The following is a 17,673-nucleotide window of genomic DNA, read 5'->3' on the forward strand; positions in this document are numbered from 1 at the left end:
CCACTGGCTTCTACAACAAAAAGACCGACACACGCATGTTTACGGCATACCTGTTGGATATCGGAAGCTTCCCGTAAAACTTGATAGCGAGTGCCTGCAAGAGTCTTTTCCGGTAGCATTCCCCTGAGTTTGACCCGCCTGGAATCCCCTCATGTCCGACCGCCTGACCCTGCTGCGTCCCGACGACTGGCACATTCATCTTCGCGATGGTGCCGTGTTGACCAATACTGTTGCGGATGTCGCGCGCACCTTTGGCCGCGCCATCATCATGCCCAACCTGGTTCCACCGGTGCGTAACACGGCCGAAGCCGACGGCTATCGCCAGCGGATTCTCGCTGCCCGCCCGGCCGGCAGCCCGTTCGAGCCGCTGATGGTCCTGTACCTGACCGACCGCACCCAGCCTGAAGAAATCCGCGAGGCCAAGGCCAGCGGATTCGTGTACGCCGCCAAGCTGTACCCGGCCGGCGCGACCACCAACTCGGACTCCGGTGTGACCAGCATCGACAAGATTTTCCCTGCACTCGAGGCCATGGCCGAAGTCGGGATGCCGTTGCTGATTCACGGTGAAGTCACCCGTGGCGATGTCGACGTATTCGACCGCGAAAAATTCTTCATCGATGAGCACATGCGCCGTGTGGTCGAGCGTTTCCCGACCCTCAAGGTGGTCTTCGAACACATCACCACCACGGACGCCGTGCAGTTCGTCAACTCGGCTTCGGCCAACGTGGGCGCGACCATCACCGCTCACCACCTGTTGTACAACCGCAACCACATGCTGGTGGGCGGGATTCGGCCGCACTTCTATTGCCTGCCGATCCTCAAGCGCAATATCCACCAGGAAGCCCTGCTCGACGCCGCCACCAGCGGCAGCGAGAAGTTCTTCCTCGGCACCGACTCGGCGCCCCACGCCCAGCATGCCAAGGAAGCGGCCTGCGGCTGCGCCGGTTGCTACACCGCCTTTGCTGCTATCGAGATGTACGCCGAAGCCTTCGAACAGCGTAATGCGCTGGACAAGCTCGAGGCCTTCGCCAGCCTCAATGGCCCCCGGTTCTATGGTCTACCGGCCAACACCGATCGCATTACCCTGGTCCGCGAAGAATGGACCGCCCCTGCCAGCCTGCCGTTTGGCGAGCTGACCGTTATCCCGCTGCGCGCCGGTGAAAAACTGCGCTGGCGCCTGCTGGAGGAACACGCGTGAGTGAAGACCATTTCGATGACGAACTGGAAGGCAATGGTGGCGGAGGCGGTTCCCGTCATCCAATGGCCGCGCGGTTTCGCGGTTACCTGCCGGTTGTCGTCGACGTAGAAACCGGTGGCTTCAACTCGGCCACCGACGCCCTGCTGGAAATCGCCGCGACCACCATCGCCATGGATGAAAAGGGGTTTGTCTACCCGGATCACACCTACTTCTTCCGAGTCGAGCCGTTCGAAGGCGCGAACATCGAAGCCGCGGCCCTGGAGTTCACCGGGATCAAGCTCGATCACCCGCTGCGCATGGCCGTGAGTGAAGAGTCAGCCCTGAACGATATCTTCCGCGGTGTGCGCAAGGCCCTCAAGGCCAATGGCTGCAAACGGGCGATCCTGGTCGGGCATAACAGCAGCTTCGACCTGGGCTTCCTGAATGCGGCGGTTGCGCGCCTGGAGATGAAGCGCAATCCGTTCCATCCGTTCTCCAGTTTCGATACCGCCACGCTCGCAGGCCTCGCGTATGGCCAGACCGTACTGGCCAAGGCGTGCCAGGCAGCCGACATCGACTTCGACGGTCGTGAGGCTCACTCGGCACGCTATGACACCGAAAAGACGGCAGAGCTGTTCTGCGGCATCGTCAATCGCTGGAAACAAATGGGTGGCTGGGAAGACTTCAACGACTGATTGCGGTCCCTGATACACCTGTAGGAGCGAGCTGGCTCGCGATGGTGGTCAACGATAACGCGGGCTGCCTGGTTCCCCGTGGTGCTCTTGAATCCATCGCGAGCGAGCTCGCTCCTACAGAGGTACAGAGTTCCAGGTTTATCCCGCGCATAAAAAAACCGGCCTCGAAGGCCGGTTTTTTTATGCCTGGAACGCCTTACAGAGCGGCAGCGTGCTCGGTCAGGTAAGCCGCAACGCCTTCTGGCGAAGCGTTCATGCCTTTGTCGCCTTTCTTCCAGTTGGCAGGGCAGACTTCGCCGTGCTCTTCGTGGAATTGCAGAGCGTCAACCAGACGCAGCAGCTCTTCCATGTTACGACCCAGCGGCAGGTCGTTGATGATCTGCGAACGGACAACGCCTTTGTCGTCGATCAGGAACGCACCACGGAAAGCAACGCCGTCAGCGGACTGAACGTCGTAGGCCTTCATGATTTCCTGCTTGATGTCGGCAGCCATGGTGTAACGAACTTCGCCGATACCACCATTGTTGACCGGGGTGTTGCGCCAGGCATTGTGGGTGAAATGCGAGTCGATCGACACGGCGACCACTTCAACGTTGCGTGCCTTGAACTCGGACATGCGGTTGTCCAGAGCGATCAGCTCGGACGGGCAAACGAAGGTGAAGTCCAGTGGGTAGAAGAACACCAGGCCGTATTTGCCTTTGATCGCCGAAGACAGGGTGAAGCTGTCAACGATCTCGCCATTGCCGAGTACGGCCGGTACGGTGAAGTCAGGGGCTTGTTTGCCTACGAGTACGCTCATTGGATATCTCCTGGTGTAATAGCGTGAGAAACAGGGTTCGCATCAGCCTGCCACCCTGAGGCGACAGCCCTGTGACACGATCCCCGGTCGCAAAAGACCGGCCATCATACACCGCGTGTTTGAGCTGGCTTAGCTGTTTTTTCCCTGTACGATGAAATCCTCAACGGTTTTGTATCCCCAGACTTGCCAGGCAGACCGTTCGTCAGCCATACCCATTTATGACGGAAAGTGCTCTGAAACCACTTTGACAATCATTCTCGTTAACATTAAGATCCATCGCAATTGAGTCACAATCAGCGACGGTCCTTCCTTATGTATGTTTGCCTCTGCACTGGCGTCACCGACGGTCAAATCCGCGATGCGATCTATGAAGGATGCTGCAGCTACAAGGAAGTCCGCGTGGCCACAGGCGTTGCCAGTCAATGCGGCAAATGTGCCTGCCTGGCCAAGGAAGTGGTCCGCGAGACCCTGACAAAACTGCAAACAGCCCAGGCTGCAATTCCATATCCAGCAGAATTTACAACCGCTTAAATATCGAATTTCAAAGAACCGGACATATGTCCGGTTTTTTTATGTCTCTAAATCAACTAGTTATGCTCTAGACGCGGAACACAAACATTCTTATTCCGATTAATTTTCATTTAAGTTTCAACAACTTAGGTTTGACACTATTAAATACGCGGCTCAAACTCTGCTCTATTGACAGCTAATACAGGGCAGGACCCCATCATGAAAGGCGACGTTACAGTCATCCAGCATCTCAACAAGATCCTTGCCAATGAGCTGGTCGCGATCAATCAATATTTCCTGCATGCGCGCATGTATGAAGATTGGGGCCTGAACAAGCTCGGCAAACACGAGTACCACGAATCCATCGACGAGATGAAACACGCGGACAAGCTGATCAAGCGCATTCTGTTCCTTGAAGGCCTGCCGAACGTCCAGGACCTCGGCAAGCTGCACATCGGCGAACACACCAAGGAAATGCTTGAGTGCGACCTGCGTATCGAACGCACCGGTCACGCGGATCTCAAAGTGGCTATCGCTCATTGCGAAACAGTTGGCGACTTCGGTAGCCGTGAGCTGCTTGAAGATATCCTCGAGTCCGAAGAAGAACATATCGACTGGCTGGAAACCCAGCTGGGCCTGATCGACAAGATCGGGATCGAGAATTACCTGCAATCGCAGATGGGCGAAGACGAGTAAGTTCTACGCAATAAAAAGCCCCGCTCTCTTTTGAAGAGGCGGGGCTTTTTTATATCTGCTCCTGTAGGAGCGAACCTGTTCGCGATGGTGGTCAACGATAACGCGGGGAGTCTGGTTCCCCGCGGTGCTCTTGAGCCCATCGCGAGCGAGCTCGCTCCTACAGGAGATGTCAGTCAGGCTTCAGTCTTGGCAGCGGCCTTGGCGGCGGCTTCCTTGATCAGCGCCTGCAACGAACCATCAGCCGACATTTCGGTCATGATGTCACTACCGCCGACCAGCTCACCGGCAACCCACAGCTGCGGGAAGGTTGGCCAGTTGGCGTATTTTGGCAGGTTGGCGCGGATTTCCGGGTTCTGCAGGATGTCCACGTACGCAAACTTTTCACCACACGCCATCACGGCCTGTGCAGCTTTCGCGGAGAAGCCGCACTGCGGGGCATTCGGCGAGCCTTTCATGTAAAGCAGAATGGTGTTGTTGGCAATCTGCTCTTTAATCGTTTCGATGATATCCATGGAGCACCTCGGCTGAACTTTCCGACTCATGGGTCGGCACGGTGGCGCATTGTAACGGAAAGCCGAGCGCCCTGCTCGGTCTCTCCGTCAGTATGATTCATGCGGCGGCCACGGTCACCGGCACGCCATTGAGCGCGGCATTTCCCGACAGTTCATCAATCTGGCATTCATCGGTCAGGTCGTTGGCGCTGGAGCCCGGCTGACTGCTGGCAATCGACATTTGCACGCCCGGCCGCGCATGACCCCAGCCGTGAGGCAGGCTGACCACGCCTTTCATCATGTCCAGACTGCCAAGTACTTCGACTTCAATCACGCCCACCCGCGAACTGACCCGCACACGTTGCCCGTCACTGAGCCCGCGGCTTGCCAGGTCGTCCGGATGCATCAGCAACTGGTGACGAGGCTTGCCCTTCACCAACCGGTGATAGTTATGCATCCATGAGTTGTTGCTGCGGACATGCCGGCGTCCAATCATCAATAACTCGTCGGCAGCCGGCGCCTGCAAGGCTGCGAAGCGCGCCAGGTCGGCGAGAATCACCGCAGGCGCTGCCTGGATGCGTTGATTGGCCGTCTTCAGGCGTGGCGCCAGGTTAGGCTTGAGCGCTCCCAGATCAACGCCATGGGGATGATCGAACAAAGTCGCCAGCGACAGCTTGTGCTCTGAAGTGTCGCCGTACAGCCCCATGCGCAGACCGCGATCGATCATTTGCGCCGGAGCGATGGTGGGCTTCAACTCCTTGCCGGTCCTGGCGGCAAATGCCTTGGCCAGCCCGACGAAGATCTCCCAATCGTGCAAGGCACCTTCGGGTTTGGCCAGGATGGCGCGGTTGAAGCGACTGACGTTGCGCACCGCGAACAGGTTGAATGTGGTGTCGTAATGGTCGTTTTCCAGCGCCGAGGTGGACGGCAGGATCAGGTCGGCATAACGCGTGGTTTCATTGATGTACAGGTCGATACTGACCATGAACTCCAGCCCGTCCAGCGCTTGCTCGAGCTTTCGGCCATTGGGCGTGGACAGCACCGGATTGCCTGCCACCGTGATCAACGCGCGGACTTGCCCTTCCCCTTCGGTGAGCATCTCTTCGGCCAGCGCCGACACCGGTAACTCTCCGGCGTACTCCGGGCGCCCGGAAACCCGGCTCTGCCACAGATTGAAATGCCCGCCCGACGTCGTCGCCACCAGATCCACCGCCGGCTCGGTGCACAAGGCACCACCCACGCGATCGAGGTTGCCGGTGACCAGGTTGATCAACTGCACCACCCAGTGGCACAGCGTACCGAAAGCCTGGGTCGAGACGCCCATGCGGCCATAGCAGACTGCACTCGGTGCCGCGGCGAAGTCCCGCGCCAATTGGCGGATCTGTTCGGCGGGTACGGCGCACAACGGACTCATGGCCTCGGCGGTGAACGGCGCGACGGCCTCCCGCACCTCCTCCAGACCGTCTACCGGCAGATGGCTGTCACAGGTCAGACCTTCAGCGAACAAGGTGTTGAGCAGCCCGAACAACAGCGCTGCATCACCGCCCGGGCGCACGAACAGATGCTGATCGGCAATGGCCGCCGTTTCACTACGGCGCGGGTCGACCACCACCACTTTACCCCCCCGGGCCTGTATCGCCTTCAAACGTTTTTCCACATCCGGCACGGTCATGATGCTGCCGTTCGAAGCCAGCGGGTTGCCGCCCAGGATCAACATGAAATCGGTGTGATCGATGTCCGGGATTGGCAGCAGCAAACCATGGCCGTACATCAAATGACTGGTCAGGTGATGGGGTAATTGATCGACCGACGTCGCGGAAAACCGGTTGCGGGTTTTCAGCAGGCCAAGGAAGTAATTGCTGTGGGTCATCAGCCCGTAATTGTGCACGCTGGGGTTGCCTTGGTAGACCGCTACCGCGTTTTGCCCATGGTGCGCCTGAATGGCGGCGAGGCGTTCGGCAACCAGATCGAATGCCGCTTCCCACCCGATGGGTTGCCACTCATTGCCCACCCGCTGCATGGGCTGATGCAGGCGATCCGGATCGTTCTGAATGTCTTGCAGCGCCACGGCCTTGGGGCAGATGTGCCCACGGCTGAACCTGTCCTGAGGGTCGCCCTTGATCGACGTGATCTGGACGTTACCACGTTCGACCTCCGTGGTTTCGATGGTCAGGCCACAGATGGCTTCACACAAATGGCACGCACGGTGATGGAGAGTCTTGGTCATGGCCAGTCTCTGTCTTGTCATGGGCGGGCAACGATGGCCGCGGAAACAAAACTATGGCGCCAGACCTGCCACCACGCCAGCGACGTTCATCTTGTGAATCGAAGGTTATCAGGCCAGCCGATGACCGCCCCAGTTCATTTTGGTCGTCATCGAAGCGGTGAGGTGAGTCAGCGAGCGCGCCGTGAGACCCAGTAGTTCCATTAACAACTGTTCTTTCGATTCCATCGGGAAGCTTCCTGCGTCGCTCGAGATTTATCTATAACCCGGCACTTTGCATTAGCAAATATTTCAGGCTGGCGACACGCTACCCAAGACCAGGAATGACAGGTCAGAAACCGACTGTCAGCACACCATTGCCGCCCCGCCTGATTGCCAAGCCCAGAGAGGCCGGTGTACAAATGAGCCGCTGCTATCAGGAAACAGGCTTCAAAAGCGCTACCTCGGTGAACCCGTAGCACCTCTGAACCCCCCTAAAAACTGTAGCCCTATTGGTAAGACGCGACATTTAATTATAAGATCGCGCCTTCCCCTATTTCGTCGCCCCGTGCGGCTTACGCCGCAGGTCTCGCCCGTTGTTCCGTCAAACAAGGCTTTGAGCATCTGCGGTTTGTAGCAAAAAGGTAGTCAATGATGAGCGCAAGGCACTTTCTCTCCCTGATGGATTGCACGCCCGAAGAGCTGGTCAGCGTGATCCGTCGAGGCGTTGAGCTCAAGGACCTGCGTAACCGCGGCGTACTGTTCGAGCCTCTGAAAAACCGCGTCCTGGGGATGATTTTCGAGAAATCCTCGACCCGTACCCGGATCTCCTTCGAGGCCGGCATGATCCAGCTCGGCGGCCAGGCGATCTTCCTGTCGCCACGTGACACCCAACTGGGCCGTGGCGAGCCGATCGGCGACTGCGCCATCGTCATGTCGAGCATGCTCGACGCGGTGATGATCCGTACCTTTGCCCACAGCAACCTGACCGAGTTCGCTGCCAACTCCCGTGTACCGGTAATCAACGGCCTGTCCGATGACCTGCATCCGTGCCAGTTGCTGGCGGACATGCAGACTTACCTCGAACACCGCGGCTCCATCCAGGGCAAGACCGTGGCCTGGATCGGCGACGGCAACAACATGTGCAACAGCTATATAGAAGCGGCCATCCAGTTCGACTTCCAGTTGCGCGTTGCCTGTCCGGAAGGCTATGAACCCAATCCTGAATTCGTGGCCAAGGCCGGCGATCGGGTCACCATCGTTCGCGACCCGAAAGATGCCGTGCGTGGCGCACACCTGGTGAGTACCGACGTCTGGACCTCCATGGGCCAGGAAGAGGAAACCGCCAAACGCCTGAAGCTGTTCGCACCATACCAGGTCAACCGTGCCCTGCTCGATCTGGCCGCTGACGACGTGCTGTTCATGCACTGCCTGCCGGCGCACCGTGGCGAGGAAATCAGCGTCGACCTGCTCGACGACCCGCGCTCGGTGGCCTGGGATCAAGCCGAAAACCGTCTGCACGCGCAAAAAGCCTTGCTCGAATTCCTCGTTCCGCCTTCGTACCACCACGCATGAGCCAGCCATTACTGCTTAATCTGCGCAACCTCGCCTGCGGCTACCAGGACCAGCGAGTGGTGCAGAACCTCAACCTGCATTTGAACGCCGGCGACATCGGTTGCCTGCTGGGCTCTTCCGGCTGTGGCAAAACCACCACACTGCGGGCGATTGCCGGTTTCGAACCGGTACACGAAGGCGAAATCCAGCTGGCTGGCGAGACCATCTCCAGCGCCGGTTTCACCCTCGCCCCGGAGAAACGTCGTATCGGCATGGTGTTCCAGGACTACGCGCTGTTCCCGCATTTGAGCGTGGCCGACAACATCGCCTTCGGCATTCGCAAGCACCCGCAAAAGGATCGCGTTACCGAAGAGCTGCTGGAGCTGGTCAACCTGAAAAACCTCGGCAAGCGCTTCCCCCACGAACTTTCCGGTGGGCAGCAGCAACGTGTCGCCCTGGCCCGCGCACTGGCGCCGGAACCGCAACTGCTGTTGCTCGACGAGCCGTTCTCCAACCTCGATGGCGAGTTGCGCCGCAAGCTCAGCCATGAAGTACGTGACATCCTCAAGGCCCGTGGCACCAGCGCGATTCTGGTGACACACGACCAGGAAGAAGCCTTCGCGGTCAGCGACCACGTTGGCGTGTTCAAGGAAGGTCGGCTGGAACAGTGGGATACGCCCTACAACCTCTACCACGAACCACTGACGCCCTTCGTGGCCAGCTTCATCGGCCAGGGCTATTTCATTCGCGGTCAGTTGAGCAGCCCCGAATCGGTGCAGACCGAGCTGGGTGAGTTGCGCGGCAACCGGGCCTACACCTGGCCTGTAGGCGGTGCTGTGGACGTGCTGCTGCGCCCGGACGATATCGTCCATGCACCGGACAGCCCGCTGAAGGCGCGAATCGCCGGCAAGACCTTCCTCGGTGCCTCAACCCTGTATCGCTTGCAGCTGCCGACAGGCGCACAACTGGAATCGATCTTCCCGAGCCATGTCGATTGTCAGGTCGGGGCGGATGTGGGTATTCGTGTCGCGGCTGAACACCTGGTGCTGTTCCAGGCGTCAGGCAGCACGGCGGCTCAGATTCCAGCTGTTGAATCAGGTGTCCGGCGCTACAGCACTGCTAACTGACACACAAAAAAACCTGTAGGAGCGAGCTTGCTCCGGGCGGCGTTCCGACGAAAAACGTTTGGATAACGCGTTCATTCCGGTTGCACGCGTTATCGTTGTCGTCCATCGCGAGCAGGCTCGCTCCTACAATGGATTTGAGTTATCCCAGCATCAGTGTTCCGCTCGCCACGAGCGTTGCATTCCCGCCGATCTTCACCCGATCACCTTCCAGCCGGCAGAACAACTCCCCTCCTCGCGTCGAACGCTGACAGGCCGTCAGGCTCGACTTGCCCAAACGCTGCGACCAGTACGGAATCAGGCTGCAATGGGTCGATCCGGTTACCGGATCTTCGTTGATGCCGATCGCCGGTGCGAAATAACGGGACACGAAATCGTGTTGGTTGCCTCGTGCCGTCACGATGGCGCCCAGCCATGGCAGTTTCGCCAGGGCCACCATGTCCGGCTTGCAGTCGAGCACCGCTTGCTCGGACTCCAGCACCACAAACAACTCATTGGAACCCAGCACATCGACAGCCTCAACGCCGAGTGCACGCTCGACATCCAGGGTCACGCCGATTTCCGAGGGGATGATCGACGGGAAATCCAGCCACAGGCGACCACCTTCACGCGTTACGCTCAACGGGCCGGATTTGCAGATAAAGTCCAGTCGTTCGACGGGTTCCTTGTAGATCTCAAACAACACATGGGCGCTAGCCAGCGTCGCATGACCGCACAATGGCACCTCGGTGGTCGGTGTAAACCAGCGGATGTGCCAACCTTGCCCTTCGCGCACGACAAACGCCGTTTCGGCGAGGTTGTGTTCGGCGGCAATTTTTTGCATCAATTCATCGGCAAGCCAGGTATCGAGCCGATAGACCATCGCCGGGTTGCCGCTGAATGGCTGATGGCTGAACGCGTCGACCTGATGGAACTCCAGTTGCATAACCTTCTCCCTTTGTCAGAGCGCTGAGCATGCAGCGCCTGCCGAACCGGTACCAGTGACAGAGCTGGCCGATTTTCACCATACAGCGCTGCGCGCAGGTCAACGCTCACGCACGGCCGATATCGGCAAACTTCGCCTGGGTGTGTTCGGCCAGCACGGCCGGTGCCAGTTCGACTTCCAGTCCACGCCGACCCGCACTGACAAAAATGCTGGCGAAGGGCCGGGCTGAATTATCAATGAATGTACGCAAACGCTTTTTCTGCCCCAGCGGACTGATCCCGCCCAACAGGTAGCCAGTGGAGCGCTGCGCTGCCGCCGGATCGGCCATTTCAACCTTTTTCACCCCTGCGGCGTGGGCCAGCCCTTTCAAGTCCAGGCTGCCGACAACCGGCACCACGGCCACCAGCAATTCGCCTTTTTCGCTGGCCGCCAGCAGGGTCTTGAATACCTGCGCCGGATCGAGCCCGAGTTTTTCCGCTGCTTCCAGCCCGTAGGAGGCAGCCTTCGGGTCATGTTCGTAACTGTGTACGCGATGTTCGGCCCGAACCTTTTTCAACAAATCCAATGCGGGGGTCATGACAGCTCCAGACTGGGCGGCAGAAGAAAAATACTGCGCAGGATTCTAGGACATTGATCGTTAAAAGGCTCTACGGCGGTGCATCCATAACGCCATCGCCTGGCCATCCCATTGCCCAATGACTTGTTCATTCATGCGACGAATAGTTTATTTATGACCGACGGTTCACTTTCGACCTTTGACAGTAGTGTTTCTTGTCTATATTTTTTCGTTTCTGAAACTGCACAAAATGTCCTACCGCAGCACCCAGCAGTAAACCGCGACCAGGATGGGGATCCTGCCTCGGCGAAAACCGCGCTCCGACCATGATGGAAAAAAGCGCCAGACAACAAAAAAAATTGAGGTTTCCATGACAACTGCTTTACAACAACCGTCGCTCTCGAGCCAATGCATGGCCGAGTTTCTGGGTACAGCGCTGCTGATCTTTTTTGGTACAGGTTGTGTTGCCGCGCTCAAAGTCGCGGGTGCCAGTTTTGGCTTGTGGGAAATCAGCATTATCTGGGGCGTCGGCGTCAGCATGGCGATCTACCTTACCGCCGGGGTTTCCGGAGCTCACCTGAACCCTGCCGTCAGCATTGCCCTGAGCATTTTTGCGGACTTCGAAAAGCGTAAACTGCCTTTCTACGTACTCGCCCAAGTGGCGGGGGCCTTCTGTGGAGCACTGTTGGTTTACACGCTCTACAGCAATCTATTCTTCGAATTCGAACAAACGCAGCACATGGTTCGCGGCACTCAAGCCAGCCTTGAACTGGCCTCCGTGTTCTCCACCTTCCCGAACCCTGTACTGACCACCGCCCAGGCATTTCTGGTCGAGGTGATCATTACAGCCATCCTGATGGGCGTGATCATGTCCCTGACTGACGACAACAACGGGCTGCCCAAAGGTCCGCTGGCACCGCTGCTGATCGGCCTGCTGATTGCGGTGATCGGCAGCTCGATGGGACCGCTGACCGGTTTTGCCATGAACCCTGCACGAGACTTCGGCCCTAAACTGATGACTTTCTTCGCCGGCTGGGGTGAAATTTCCTTCACTGGCGGACGCGACATTCCGTACTTCCTGATTCCGGTTTTCGCACCGATTGTCGGTGCCTGCCTCGGCGCCGCGGCCTATCGCGGGTTGATTGCCCGCCATCTGCCAAACGCCACACCTGCTACAAAGGAAGCAGTACCTGCCATCGACGGCAAACCGAGAACTTCTTGATACCGTTGGCGCGTGCCCCTGCCCTTTGATCACGCGCCAGACCTCACTCCCTTTTTTCGTCCAAGGCAATCGACATGACCGACACACAGAATAAGAACTACATCATTGCCCTCGATCAGGGTACGACCAGCTCCCGCGCGATCATTTTCGACCGCGACGCGAACGTGGTGTGCACCGCCCAACGGGAGTTCGCACAGCATTACCCGCAAGCCGGTTGGGTCGAACATGACCCGATGGAGATCTTCGCCACCCAAAGCGCCGTGATGGTCGAGGCCCTGGCACAAGCCGGCCTGCACCACGATCAGGTCGCAGCCATCGGCATCACCAACCAGCGCGAAACCACCGTGGTGTGGGACAAGAACACCGGCCGTCCGATCTACAACGCAATCGTCTGGCAGTGCCGACGCAGCACCGAGATCTGCCAGCAACTCAAACGCGACGGTCACGAGCAATACATCAGTGAAACCACCGGCCTGGTCACCGACCCGTATTTCTCCGGCACCAAGCTCAAGTGGATTCTCGACAACGTCGAAGGCAGCCGCGAACGCGCGCGCAACGGCGAGCTGCTGTTCGGCACCGTCGACAGCTGGCTGATCTGGAAATTTACCGGCGGCAAGGTCCACGTCACCGACTACACCAACGCCTCGCGCACCATGCTTTTCAACATCCACACCCTGGAGTGGGATGCGAAGATGCTGGAAGTGCTGGATATCCCGCGCGAAATGCTGCCGGAAGTGAAATCCTCGTCGGAAATTTATGGTCACACCAAAAGCGGCATTGCCATCGGCGGTATTGCCGGCGACCAGCAAGCCGCTCTGTTCGGCCAGATGTGCGTCGAGCCAGGTCAGGCGAAAAACACCTACGGCACCGGCTGCTTCCTGCTGATGAACACCGGCGACAAAGCGGTGAAATCCCGACACGGCATGCTGACCACCATCGCTTGCGGCCCGCGTGGCGAAGTGGCCTATGCGCTGGAAGGCGCAGTATTCAACGGCGGCTCCACCGTGCAATGGCTGCGGGACGAGCTGAAGATCATCAACGACGCCCACGACACTGAATACTTCGCCAACAAGGTCAAAGACAGCAACGGCGTGTACCTGGTGCCCGCCTTCACGGGTCTGGGGGCTCCGTATTGGGACCCGTATGCCCGTGGCGCATTGTTCGGCCTGACCCGCGGCGTGCGCGTGGACCACATCATTCGTGCCGCGCTGGAATCGATTGCCTACCAGACCCGCGACGTGCTCGACGCCATGCAACAGGACTCCGGCGAACGCCTCAAGGCCCTGCGCGTGGACGGTGGCGCAGTAGCGAACAATTTCCTCATGCAGTTCCAGGCCGACATCCTCGGCACGCAGGTCGAGCGCCCGCAAATGCGCGAGACCACGGCACTCGGCGCCGCTTACCTGGCAGGCCTGGCCTGTGGCTTCTGGGGCAGCCTGGAAGAGTTGCGTGGCAAGGCGGTAATCGAGCGCCAGTTCGAGCCGACGCTGGATGAAACGGCGAAGGAAAAACTCTACGCTGGCTGGAAAAAAGCCGTCAGCCGTACCCGTGACTGGGAGCCGCACGAAGGCGCCGAATAAGCCAAGACACAGGCTGGTAACTGCATGTAACTGGTCGGGAGTGGATTCCTGCGGCATCATGGGCAAATTTTGCACGGCAGCCCAAAGGACGCCCCATGAATCTGCCTCCCCGTCAGCAACAAATCCTCGAACTGGTTCGCGAACGCGGCTATGTCAGCATCGAGGAAATGGCCACGCTGTTCGTAGTTACCCCGCAGACCATCCGCCGCGACATCAATCAGCTCGCGGAAGCCAATTTGTTGCGCCGCTACCACGGCGGCGCGGCTTACGACTCAAGTGTCGAAAACACCGCCTACGCCATGCGCGCCGATCAGATGCGCGATGAAAAACAGCGTATCGGCGAAGCCATCGCCGCGCAGATTCCCGATCATGCCTCGTTGTTCATCAACATCGGCACGACCACCGAATCCATCGCCCGGGCACTGCTCAACCACAGTCACCTGAAGATCATCACCAATAACCTGCATGTGGCGTCGATGCTCAGCGCCAAGGACGATTTCGACGTGCTGCTGACAGGTGGCAATGTACGGCGTGACGGTGGAGTGGTGGGTCAGGCCAGTGTCGACTTCATCAACCAGTTCAAGGTCGATTTCGCCCTGGTGGGCATCAGCGGCATCGATGAGGATGGCAGCCTGCTGGATTTCGACTACCAGGAAGTGCGGGTATCCCAGGCGATCATCGCCAATGCCCGGCAAGTGATCCTTGCGGCCGACTCCAGCAAGTTCGGGCGCAACGCCATGATCCGCCTGGGGCCGATCAGCCTGGTTGATTGTCTGGTCACCGATCAGCAGCCCTCCCCGGCGCTGGCGCAGCTGTTGAACCAGCACAAGGTTCGCCTGGAGGTTGTTTAACGCCGAAGGCGATTGAACAACCTGTAGGAGCCGGCTTGCCGGCGAAGGCGATATCACGAACGCCTTCGCCGGCAAGCCGGCTCCTACAGCGCCCTTGAGCACGCCATCGCCAGCAAGCCGGCTCCTACAATAAATACCCAGCAATACTCTCTTCCTGCACATTCAATGTTCGTAAATTTTCCTTTAACGGCCCTTCGATGAGTATTTTCAATCGAAGCTGACTGGCTGCGGGCGTCTTTATGGGCTAGTATTTTCGCAAATGAACATTAATGTTCGAATTCAAATACAGCACATCAAAGAATTCCGAGGCCGAGCCGATGCCCACTTCCACCTTGCCTACGCCCCCTCTCGCCGAGGTCTACGATATCGCCGTCATCGGTGGCGGGATCAATGGCGTGGGGATCGCAGCGGATGCCGCCGGCCGCGGTCTCTCGGTGTTCCTTTGTGAAAAGGATGACCTGGCCAGCCATACCTCGTCGGCCAGCAGCAAGCTGATTCACGGCGGCCTGCGCTACCTCGAGCATTATGAATTCCGCCTGGTGCGTGAAGCCCTGGCCGAGCGTGAAGTGCTGTTGGCCAAGGCTCCCCACATCGTCAAGCAAATGCGCTTCGTACTCCCACACCGCCCGCACCTGCGCCCGGCGTGGATGATCCGCGCCGGTCTGTTCCTCTATGACAACCTGGGCAAGCGCGAGCAACTCGAAGGTTCGAAAAGCCTGAAGTTCGGCCCCGACAGCGCGCTGAAAAGCGAGATCACCAAAGGCTTCGAGTATTCCGATTGCTGGGTCGACGACGCGCGTCTGGTGGTATTGAACGCCATGGCCGCCCGGGAAAAAGGCGCCCACGTTCACACCCAGACCCGCTGCGTCAGCGCACGTCGCACCAAGGGCCTGTGGCACCTGCACCTGGAACGCGCCGATGGCAGCCTGTTTTCGATCCGCGCCAAGGCATTGGTCAATGCGGCCGGGCCATGGGTCGCCAAGTTCATTCGCGATGACCTGAAGATGGAGTCGCCTTACGGCATCCGCCTGATCCAGGGCAGCCACCTGATCGTGCCGAAACTGTACGAGGGCGAACACGCACACATCCTGCAAAACGAAGATCAACGCATCGTGTTCACCATTCCGTACCTGAATCAGTTCACCCTGATCGGCACCACCGACCGCGAGTACACCGGCGATCCGGCAGCCGTTGCGATCACCGATGGCGAAACCGATTACCTGTTGAACGTAGTCAATGCCCATTTCAAAAAGCAAATCAGCCGCGGCGACATCCTGCACAGCTATTCCGGCGTGCGCCCATTGTGCAACGACGAATCCGACAACCCGTCGGCCGTGACCCGCGACTACACCCTGGCGCTGTCTGGCACTGGCGAAGAAGCGCCGTTGCTGTCGGTGTTCGGCGGCAAGCTCACTACCTATCGCAAACTGGCCGAGTCGGCGCTGGCGCAACTGGCACCGTACTTCAAGCACATCCAGCCAAGCTGGACCGCTAACGCCACGCTGCCGGGCGGTGAAGACATGACTACCCCGCAAGCCTTGAGCTCGCGTATCCGCGACCAATTCGACTGGGTACCGGCCGAGATCGCTCGCCGCTGGGCCACCACCTACGGCAGCCGTACCTGGCGCATGCTTGAAGGCGTACAGGACCTCAGCGATTTGGGCGAGCACCTCGGCGGTGGTCTCTACACCCGTGAAGTCGACTATCTGTGCAGCGAAGAATGGGCCACCAGCGCCCATGACATCCTCTGGCGGCGCAGCAAGCTCGGTTTGTTCACGACGGTGGCCGAACAGGAAAGGCTCAAGGATTATCTGAACCAGGTCGAACAGAACCGCAGCAAGATCGAAGCGGCCTGATCGGTCGCAGGTATAAACAAAAGCCCCTGGGTCTCACGATCCAGGGGCTTTTTCGTATCGATGGATGTCAGTCACGCAAATCCGATTCGTGAATCGGCTGCTCACGGTGAGTCGCCCGCTGATACTGCGCCGGCCACACGGCCTTGTGCCCGCCCAGATCGTCATCGGCATGCAGCGCCCAGTACGGATCGCGCAACAACTCCCGGGCCAGGAAGATGATGTCCGCCTGACAGGTGCGCAGGATGTGCTCGGCCTGCGCCGGCTCGGTGATCATGCCAACCGTGCCGGTCGACATCCCCGACTCCTTGCGCACACGCTCGGCGAAGCGGGTCTGGTAACCCGGCCCTGTGGGAATCTCGGCATTCACCGCCGTCCCGCCCGACGAGACGTCGATCAGATCCACCCCCAGAGCTTTGAGGCGACGCGCGAGCTCCACGGTTTCATCGGGGTTCCAGCCATCCTCCACCCAGTCGGTGGCGGAGACCCGGACAAACACCGGCAATTCTTCAGGCCACACCGCACGCACCGCTTCGGTGACCTGCAGCACCAGCCGAATGCGATTTTCGAACGAACCGCCATATTGGTCGCGACGCTGATTGCTCAACGGCGACAGGAACTGATGCAACAGGTATCCATGGGCGGCGTGCACTTCGACCACCTTGAAGCCGGCCGTCAGCGCGCGTTTGGCCGCGTCGACAAACGCCTGAATGATGTCGGCGATTTCGCCGTCGTCGAGCTGTTTGGGCTGAGTGTGTTGTGGGTCGAAAGCAATCGGTGACGGCCCTACCGGGGTCCAGCCGCCATCATCGGGTTTGACGCTGCCATGCTTTCCGAGCCACGGCCGATAGGTGCTGGCCTTGCGCCCGGCATGGGCCAACTGAATGCCGGCAACGGCGCCCTGGGCGTTGATGAAGCGGGTGATGCGTTGCAGGGGTTCGATCTGCTCGTCATTCCACAGACCGAGGTCCTGAGCCGTGATACGTCCATCGGCGGTGACCGCCGTGGCTTCGGTAAATACCAGCCCGGCCCCGCCGATAGCGCGGCTGCCAAGGTGGACCAGATGCCAGTCATTGGCCAGGCCATCGGCGCTGGAGTACTGGCACATAGGCGATACCGCGATGCGGTTGGGCAGGGTCAATTGACGAAGGGTAAAAGGTTCAAGCAGCAGACTCATGGGGCACCTCTCGTATCAGTGGGCAGGCTCCAGGTTCTGTTTGAATAGTCGACGAGTGACAGGAAAAAGGTACAGCACCCGCCCCCGCGGGCAAAAAATTCGACAAGACGTCACAAGGATAATCAAGCAGTGCTTAGAGCCTAGTCGACATCGGGGGATGTCGCCCCTTGTAGGAGCGAGCTTGCTCGCGATGGACGTGAACGATGGCGCTGGGGACCTGATACCCCGCGGTGTCCTGTCGTCCATCGCGAGCGAGCTCG

16 protein-coding genes are annotated in these 17,673 nt (G+C 59.1%); 10 read left to right on the forward strand and 6 right to left on the reverse strand.

Going from position 1 to position 17,673, the window contains the following annotated elements; all coding sequences use genetic code 11:
* The first annotated feature begins 151 nt into the window (after positions 1–151).
* Positions 152–1,198, forward strand: a complete 1,047-nt coding sequence (gene pyrC / locus PMI31_RS13215; RefSeq protein ID WP_008018542.1) for a dihydroorotase — start codon at positions 152–154, stop codon at positions 1,196–1,198.
* Positions 1,195–1,872, forward strand: a complete 678-nt coding sequence (gene rnt, locus PMI31_RS13220) for a ribonuclease T (protein WP_008018543.1) — start codon at positions 1,195–1,197, stop codon at positions 1,870–1,872. Before pyrC ends, rnt begins: the two co-directional genes overlap by 4 nt.
* Before the next feature lie 196 nt (positions 1,873–2,068).
* On the opposite strand, the gene PMI31_RS13225 is transcribed toward rnt, so the two are convergent.
* Entirely contained in the window at positions 2,069–2,671 is a 603-nt protein-coding gene (locus tag PMI31_RS13225; protein WP_007971324.1) for a peroxiredoxin, read from the reverse strand.
* Between the two features lie 312 nt (positions 2,672–2,983).
* On the opposite strand from PMI31_RS13225, the gene PMI31_RS13230 reads away from it, so the two are divergent.
* The gene (locus PMI31_RS13230; RefSeq protein WP_043302367.1) at positions 2,984–3,202 is read left to right on the forward strand and encodes a bacterioferritin-associated ferredoxin; all 219 of its coding nucleotides are present in this window, start codon (positions 2,984–2,986) and stop codon (positions 3,200–3,202) included.
* Between the two features lie 198 nt (positions 3,203–3,400).
* Complete coding sequence (bfr, locus tag PMI31_RS13235) at positions 3,401–3,877, forward strand: bacterioferritin (RefSeq protein WP_008018544.1); 477 nt, start codon at positions 3,401–3,403, stop codon at positions 3,875–3,877.
* Positions 3,878–4,050: 173 nt separating this feature from the next.
* Here bfr and grxD read toward each other — a convergent pair whose 3' ends face one another.
* Together grxD and PMI31_RS13245 are read right to left on the reverse strand one after the other, a co-directional pair.
* Positions 4,051–4,389, reverse strand: a complete 339-nt coding sequence (gene grxD, locus PMI31_RS13240) for a Grx4 family monothiol glutaredoxin (protein ID WP_008018545.1) — start codon at positions 4,387–4,389, stop codon at positions 4,051–4,053.
* A 97-nt stretch (positions 4,390–4,486) separates the two neighbouring features.
* Positions 4,487–6,595, reverse strand: a complete 2,109-nt coding sequence (locus PMI31_RS13245; protein ID WP_008018546.1) for a molybdopterin oxidoreductase family protein — start codon at positions 6,593–6,595, stop codon at positions 4,487–4,489.
* A gap of 630 nt (positions 6,596–7,225) precedes the next feature.
* Between PMI31_RS13245 and argF the strand changes: the two genes are divergently transcribed.
* Together argF and PMI31_RS13255 are read left to right on the forward strand one after the other, a co-directional pair.
* On the forward strand, positions 7,226–8,146 hold the full coding sequence (argF, locus tag PMI31_RS13250) for an ornithine carbamoyltransferase (protein ID WP_043302368.1): 921 nt from the start codon (positions 7,226–7,228) through the stop codon (positions 8,144–8,146).
* Positions 8,143–9,252: an ABC transporter ATP-binding protein gene (locus tag PMI31_RS13255; RefSeq protein ID WP_008018549.1), complete on the forward strand. Its 1,110-nt coding sequence runs from the start codon at positions 8,143–8,145 to the stop codon at positions 9,250–9,252. Before argF ends, PMI31_RS13255 begins: the two co-directional genes overlap by 4 nt.
* Before the next feature lie 139 nt (positions 9,253–9,391).
* Here the strand turns inward: PMI31_RS13255 and PMI31_RS13260 are convergent, their stop codons facing one another.
* Together PMI31_RS13260 and ybaK are read right to left on the reverse strand one after the other, a co-directional pair.
* Positions 9,392–10,174 carry a PhzF family phenazine biosynthesis protein gene (locus tag PMI31_RS13260; protein ID WP_008018550.1) on the reverse strand — a complete coding sequence of 261 codons (783 nt, stop codon included), beginning with the start codon at positions 10,172–10,174 and terminating at the stop codon, positions 9,392–9,394.
* A gap of 106 nt (positions 10,175–10,280) precedes the next feature.
* Positions 10,281–10,751 carry a Cys-tRNA(Pro) deacylase gene (gene ybaK, locus PMI31_RS13265; protein ID WP_008018552.1) on the reverse strand — a complete coding sequence of 157 codons (471 nt, stop codon included), beginning with the start codon at positions 10,749–10,751 and terminating at the stop codon, positions 10,281–10,283.
* 349 nt (positions 10,752–11,100) lie between these two features.
* Between ybaK and PMI31_RS13270 the strand changes: the two genes are divergently transcribed.
* The 4 genes from PMI31_RS13270 to glpD all read left to right on the forward strand — a co-directional run bounded on the left by PMI31_RS13270 (position 11,101) and on the right by glpD (position 16,239).
* Entirely contained in the window at positions 11,101–11,952 is an 852-nt protein-coding gene (locus PMI31_RS13270) for an MIP/aquaporin family protein (RefSeq protein WP_008018553.1), read from the forward strand.
* Between the two features lie 74 nt (positions 11,953–12,026).
* Positions 12,027–13,532: a glycerol kinase GlpK gene (gene glpK, locus PMI31_RS13275; protein ID WP_008018554.1), complete on the forward strand. Its 1,506-nt coding sequence runs from the start codon at positions 12,027–12,029 to the stop codon at positions 13,530–13,532.
* A 95-nt stretch (positions 13,533–13,627) separates the two neighbouring features.
* Positions 13,628–14,383: a DeoR/GlpR family transcriptional regulator gene (locus PMI31_RS13280; RefSeq protein ID WP_007971301.1), complete on the forward strand. Its 756-nt coding sequence runs from the start codon at positions 13,628–13,630 to the stop codon at positions 14,381–14,383.
* 317 nt (positions 14,384–14,700) lie between these two features.
* Complete coding sequence (glpD, locus tag PMI31_RS13285; RefSeq protein WP_008018555.1) at positions 14,701–16,239, forward strand: glycerol-3-phosphate dehydrogenase; 1,539 nt, start codon at positions 14,701–14,703, stop codon at positions 16,237–16,239.
* A 67-nt stretch (positions 16,240–16,306) separates the two neighbouring features.
* On the opposite strand, the gene PMI31_RS13290 is transcribed toward glpD, so the two are convergent.
* Positions 16,307–17,413, reverse strand: a complete 1,107-nt coding sequence (locus PMI31_RS13290) for an NADH:flavin oxidoreductase/NADH oxidase (RefSeq protein WP_008018556.1) — start codon at positions 17,411–17,413, stop codon at positions 16,307–16,309.
* Positions 17,414–17,673: the final 260 nt, after the last annotated feature.

It is taken from the genome of Pseudomonas sp. GM55, assembly GCF_000282395.1.
GTDB lineage: Bacteria > Pseudomonadota > Gammaproteobacteria > Pseudomonadales > Pseudomonadaceae > Aquipseudomonas > Aquipseudomonas fluorescens_CC.

Bases quoted from the DNA above. Each gene is read 5' to 3' on its own strand.
- pyrC (WP_008018542.1), top strand. From the start codon at position 152: ATGTCCGACCGCCTGACCCTGCTGCGTCCCGACGACTGGCACATTCAT.
- PMI31_RS13225 (WP_007971324.1), bottom strand. From the start codon at position 2,671: ATGAGCGTACTCGTAGGCAAACAAGCCCCTGACTTCACCGTACCGGCC.
- PMI31_RS13230 (WP_043302367.1), top strand. From the start codon at position 2,984: ATGTATGTTTGCCTCTGCACTGGCGTCACCGACGGTCAAATCCGCGAT.
- bfr (WP_008018544.1), top strand. From the start codon at position 3,401: ATGAAAGGCGACGTTACAGTCATCCAGCATCTCAACAAGATCCTTGCC.
- grxD (WP_008018545.1), bottom strand. From the start codon at position 4,389: ATGGATATCATCGAAACGATTAAAGAGCAGATTGCCAACAACACCATT.
- PMI31_RS13245 (WP_008018546.1), bottom strand. From the start codon at position 6,595: ATGACCAAGACTCTCCATCACCGTGCGTGCCATTTGTGTGAAGCCATC.
- argF (WP_043302368.1), top strand. From the start codon at position 7,226: ATGAGCGCAAGGCACTTTCTCTCCCTGATGGATTGCACGCCCGAAGAG.
- PMI31_RS13255 (WP_008018549.1), top strand. From the start codon at position 8,143: ATGAGCCAGCCATTACTGCTTAATCTGCGCAACCTCGCCTGCGGCTAC.
- PMI31_RS13260 (WP_008018550.1), bottom strand. From the start codon at position 10,174: ATGCAACTGGAGTTCCATCAGGTCGACGCGTTCAGCCATCAGCCATTC.
- ybaK (WP_008018552.1), bottom strand. From the start codon at position 10,751: ATGACCCCCGCATTGGATTTGTTGAAAAAGGTTCGGGCCGAACATCGC.
- PMI31_RS13270 (WP_008018553.1), top strand. From the start codon at position 11,101: ATGACAACTGCTTTACAACAACCGTCGCTCTCGAGCCAATGCATGGCC.
- glpK (WP_008018554.1), top strand. From the start codon at position 12,027: ATGACCGACACACAGAATAAGAACTACATCATTGCCCTCGATCAGGGT.
- PMI31_RS13280 (WP_007971301.1), top strand. From the start codon at position 13,628: ATGAATCTGCCTCCCCGTCAGCAACAAATCCTCGAACTGGTTCGCGAA.
- glpD (WP_008018555.1), top strand. From the start codon at position 14,701: ATGCCCACTTCCACCTTGCCTACGCCCCCTCTCGCCGAGGTCTACGAT.
- PMI31_RS13290 (WP_008018556.1), bottom strand. From the start codon at position 17,413: ATGAGTCTGCTGCTTGAACCTTTTACCCTTCGTCAATTGACCCTGCCC.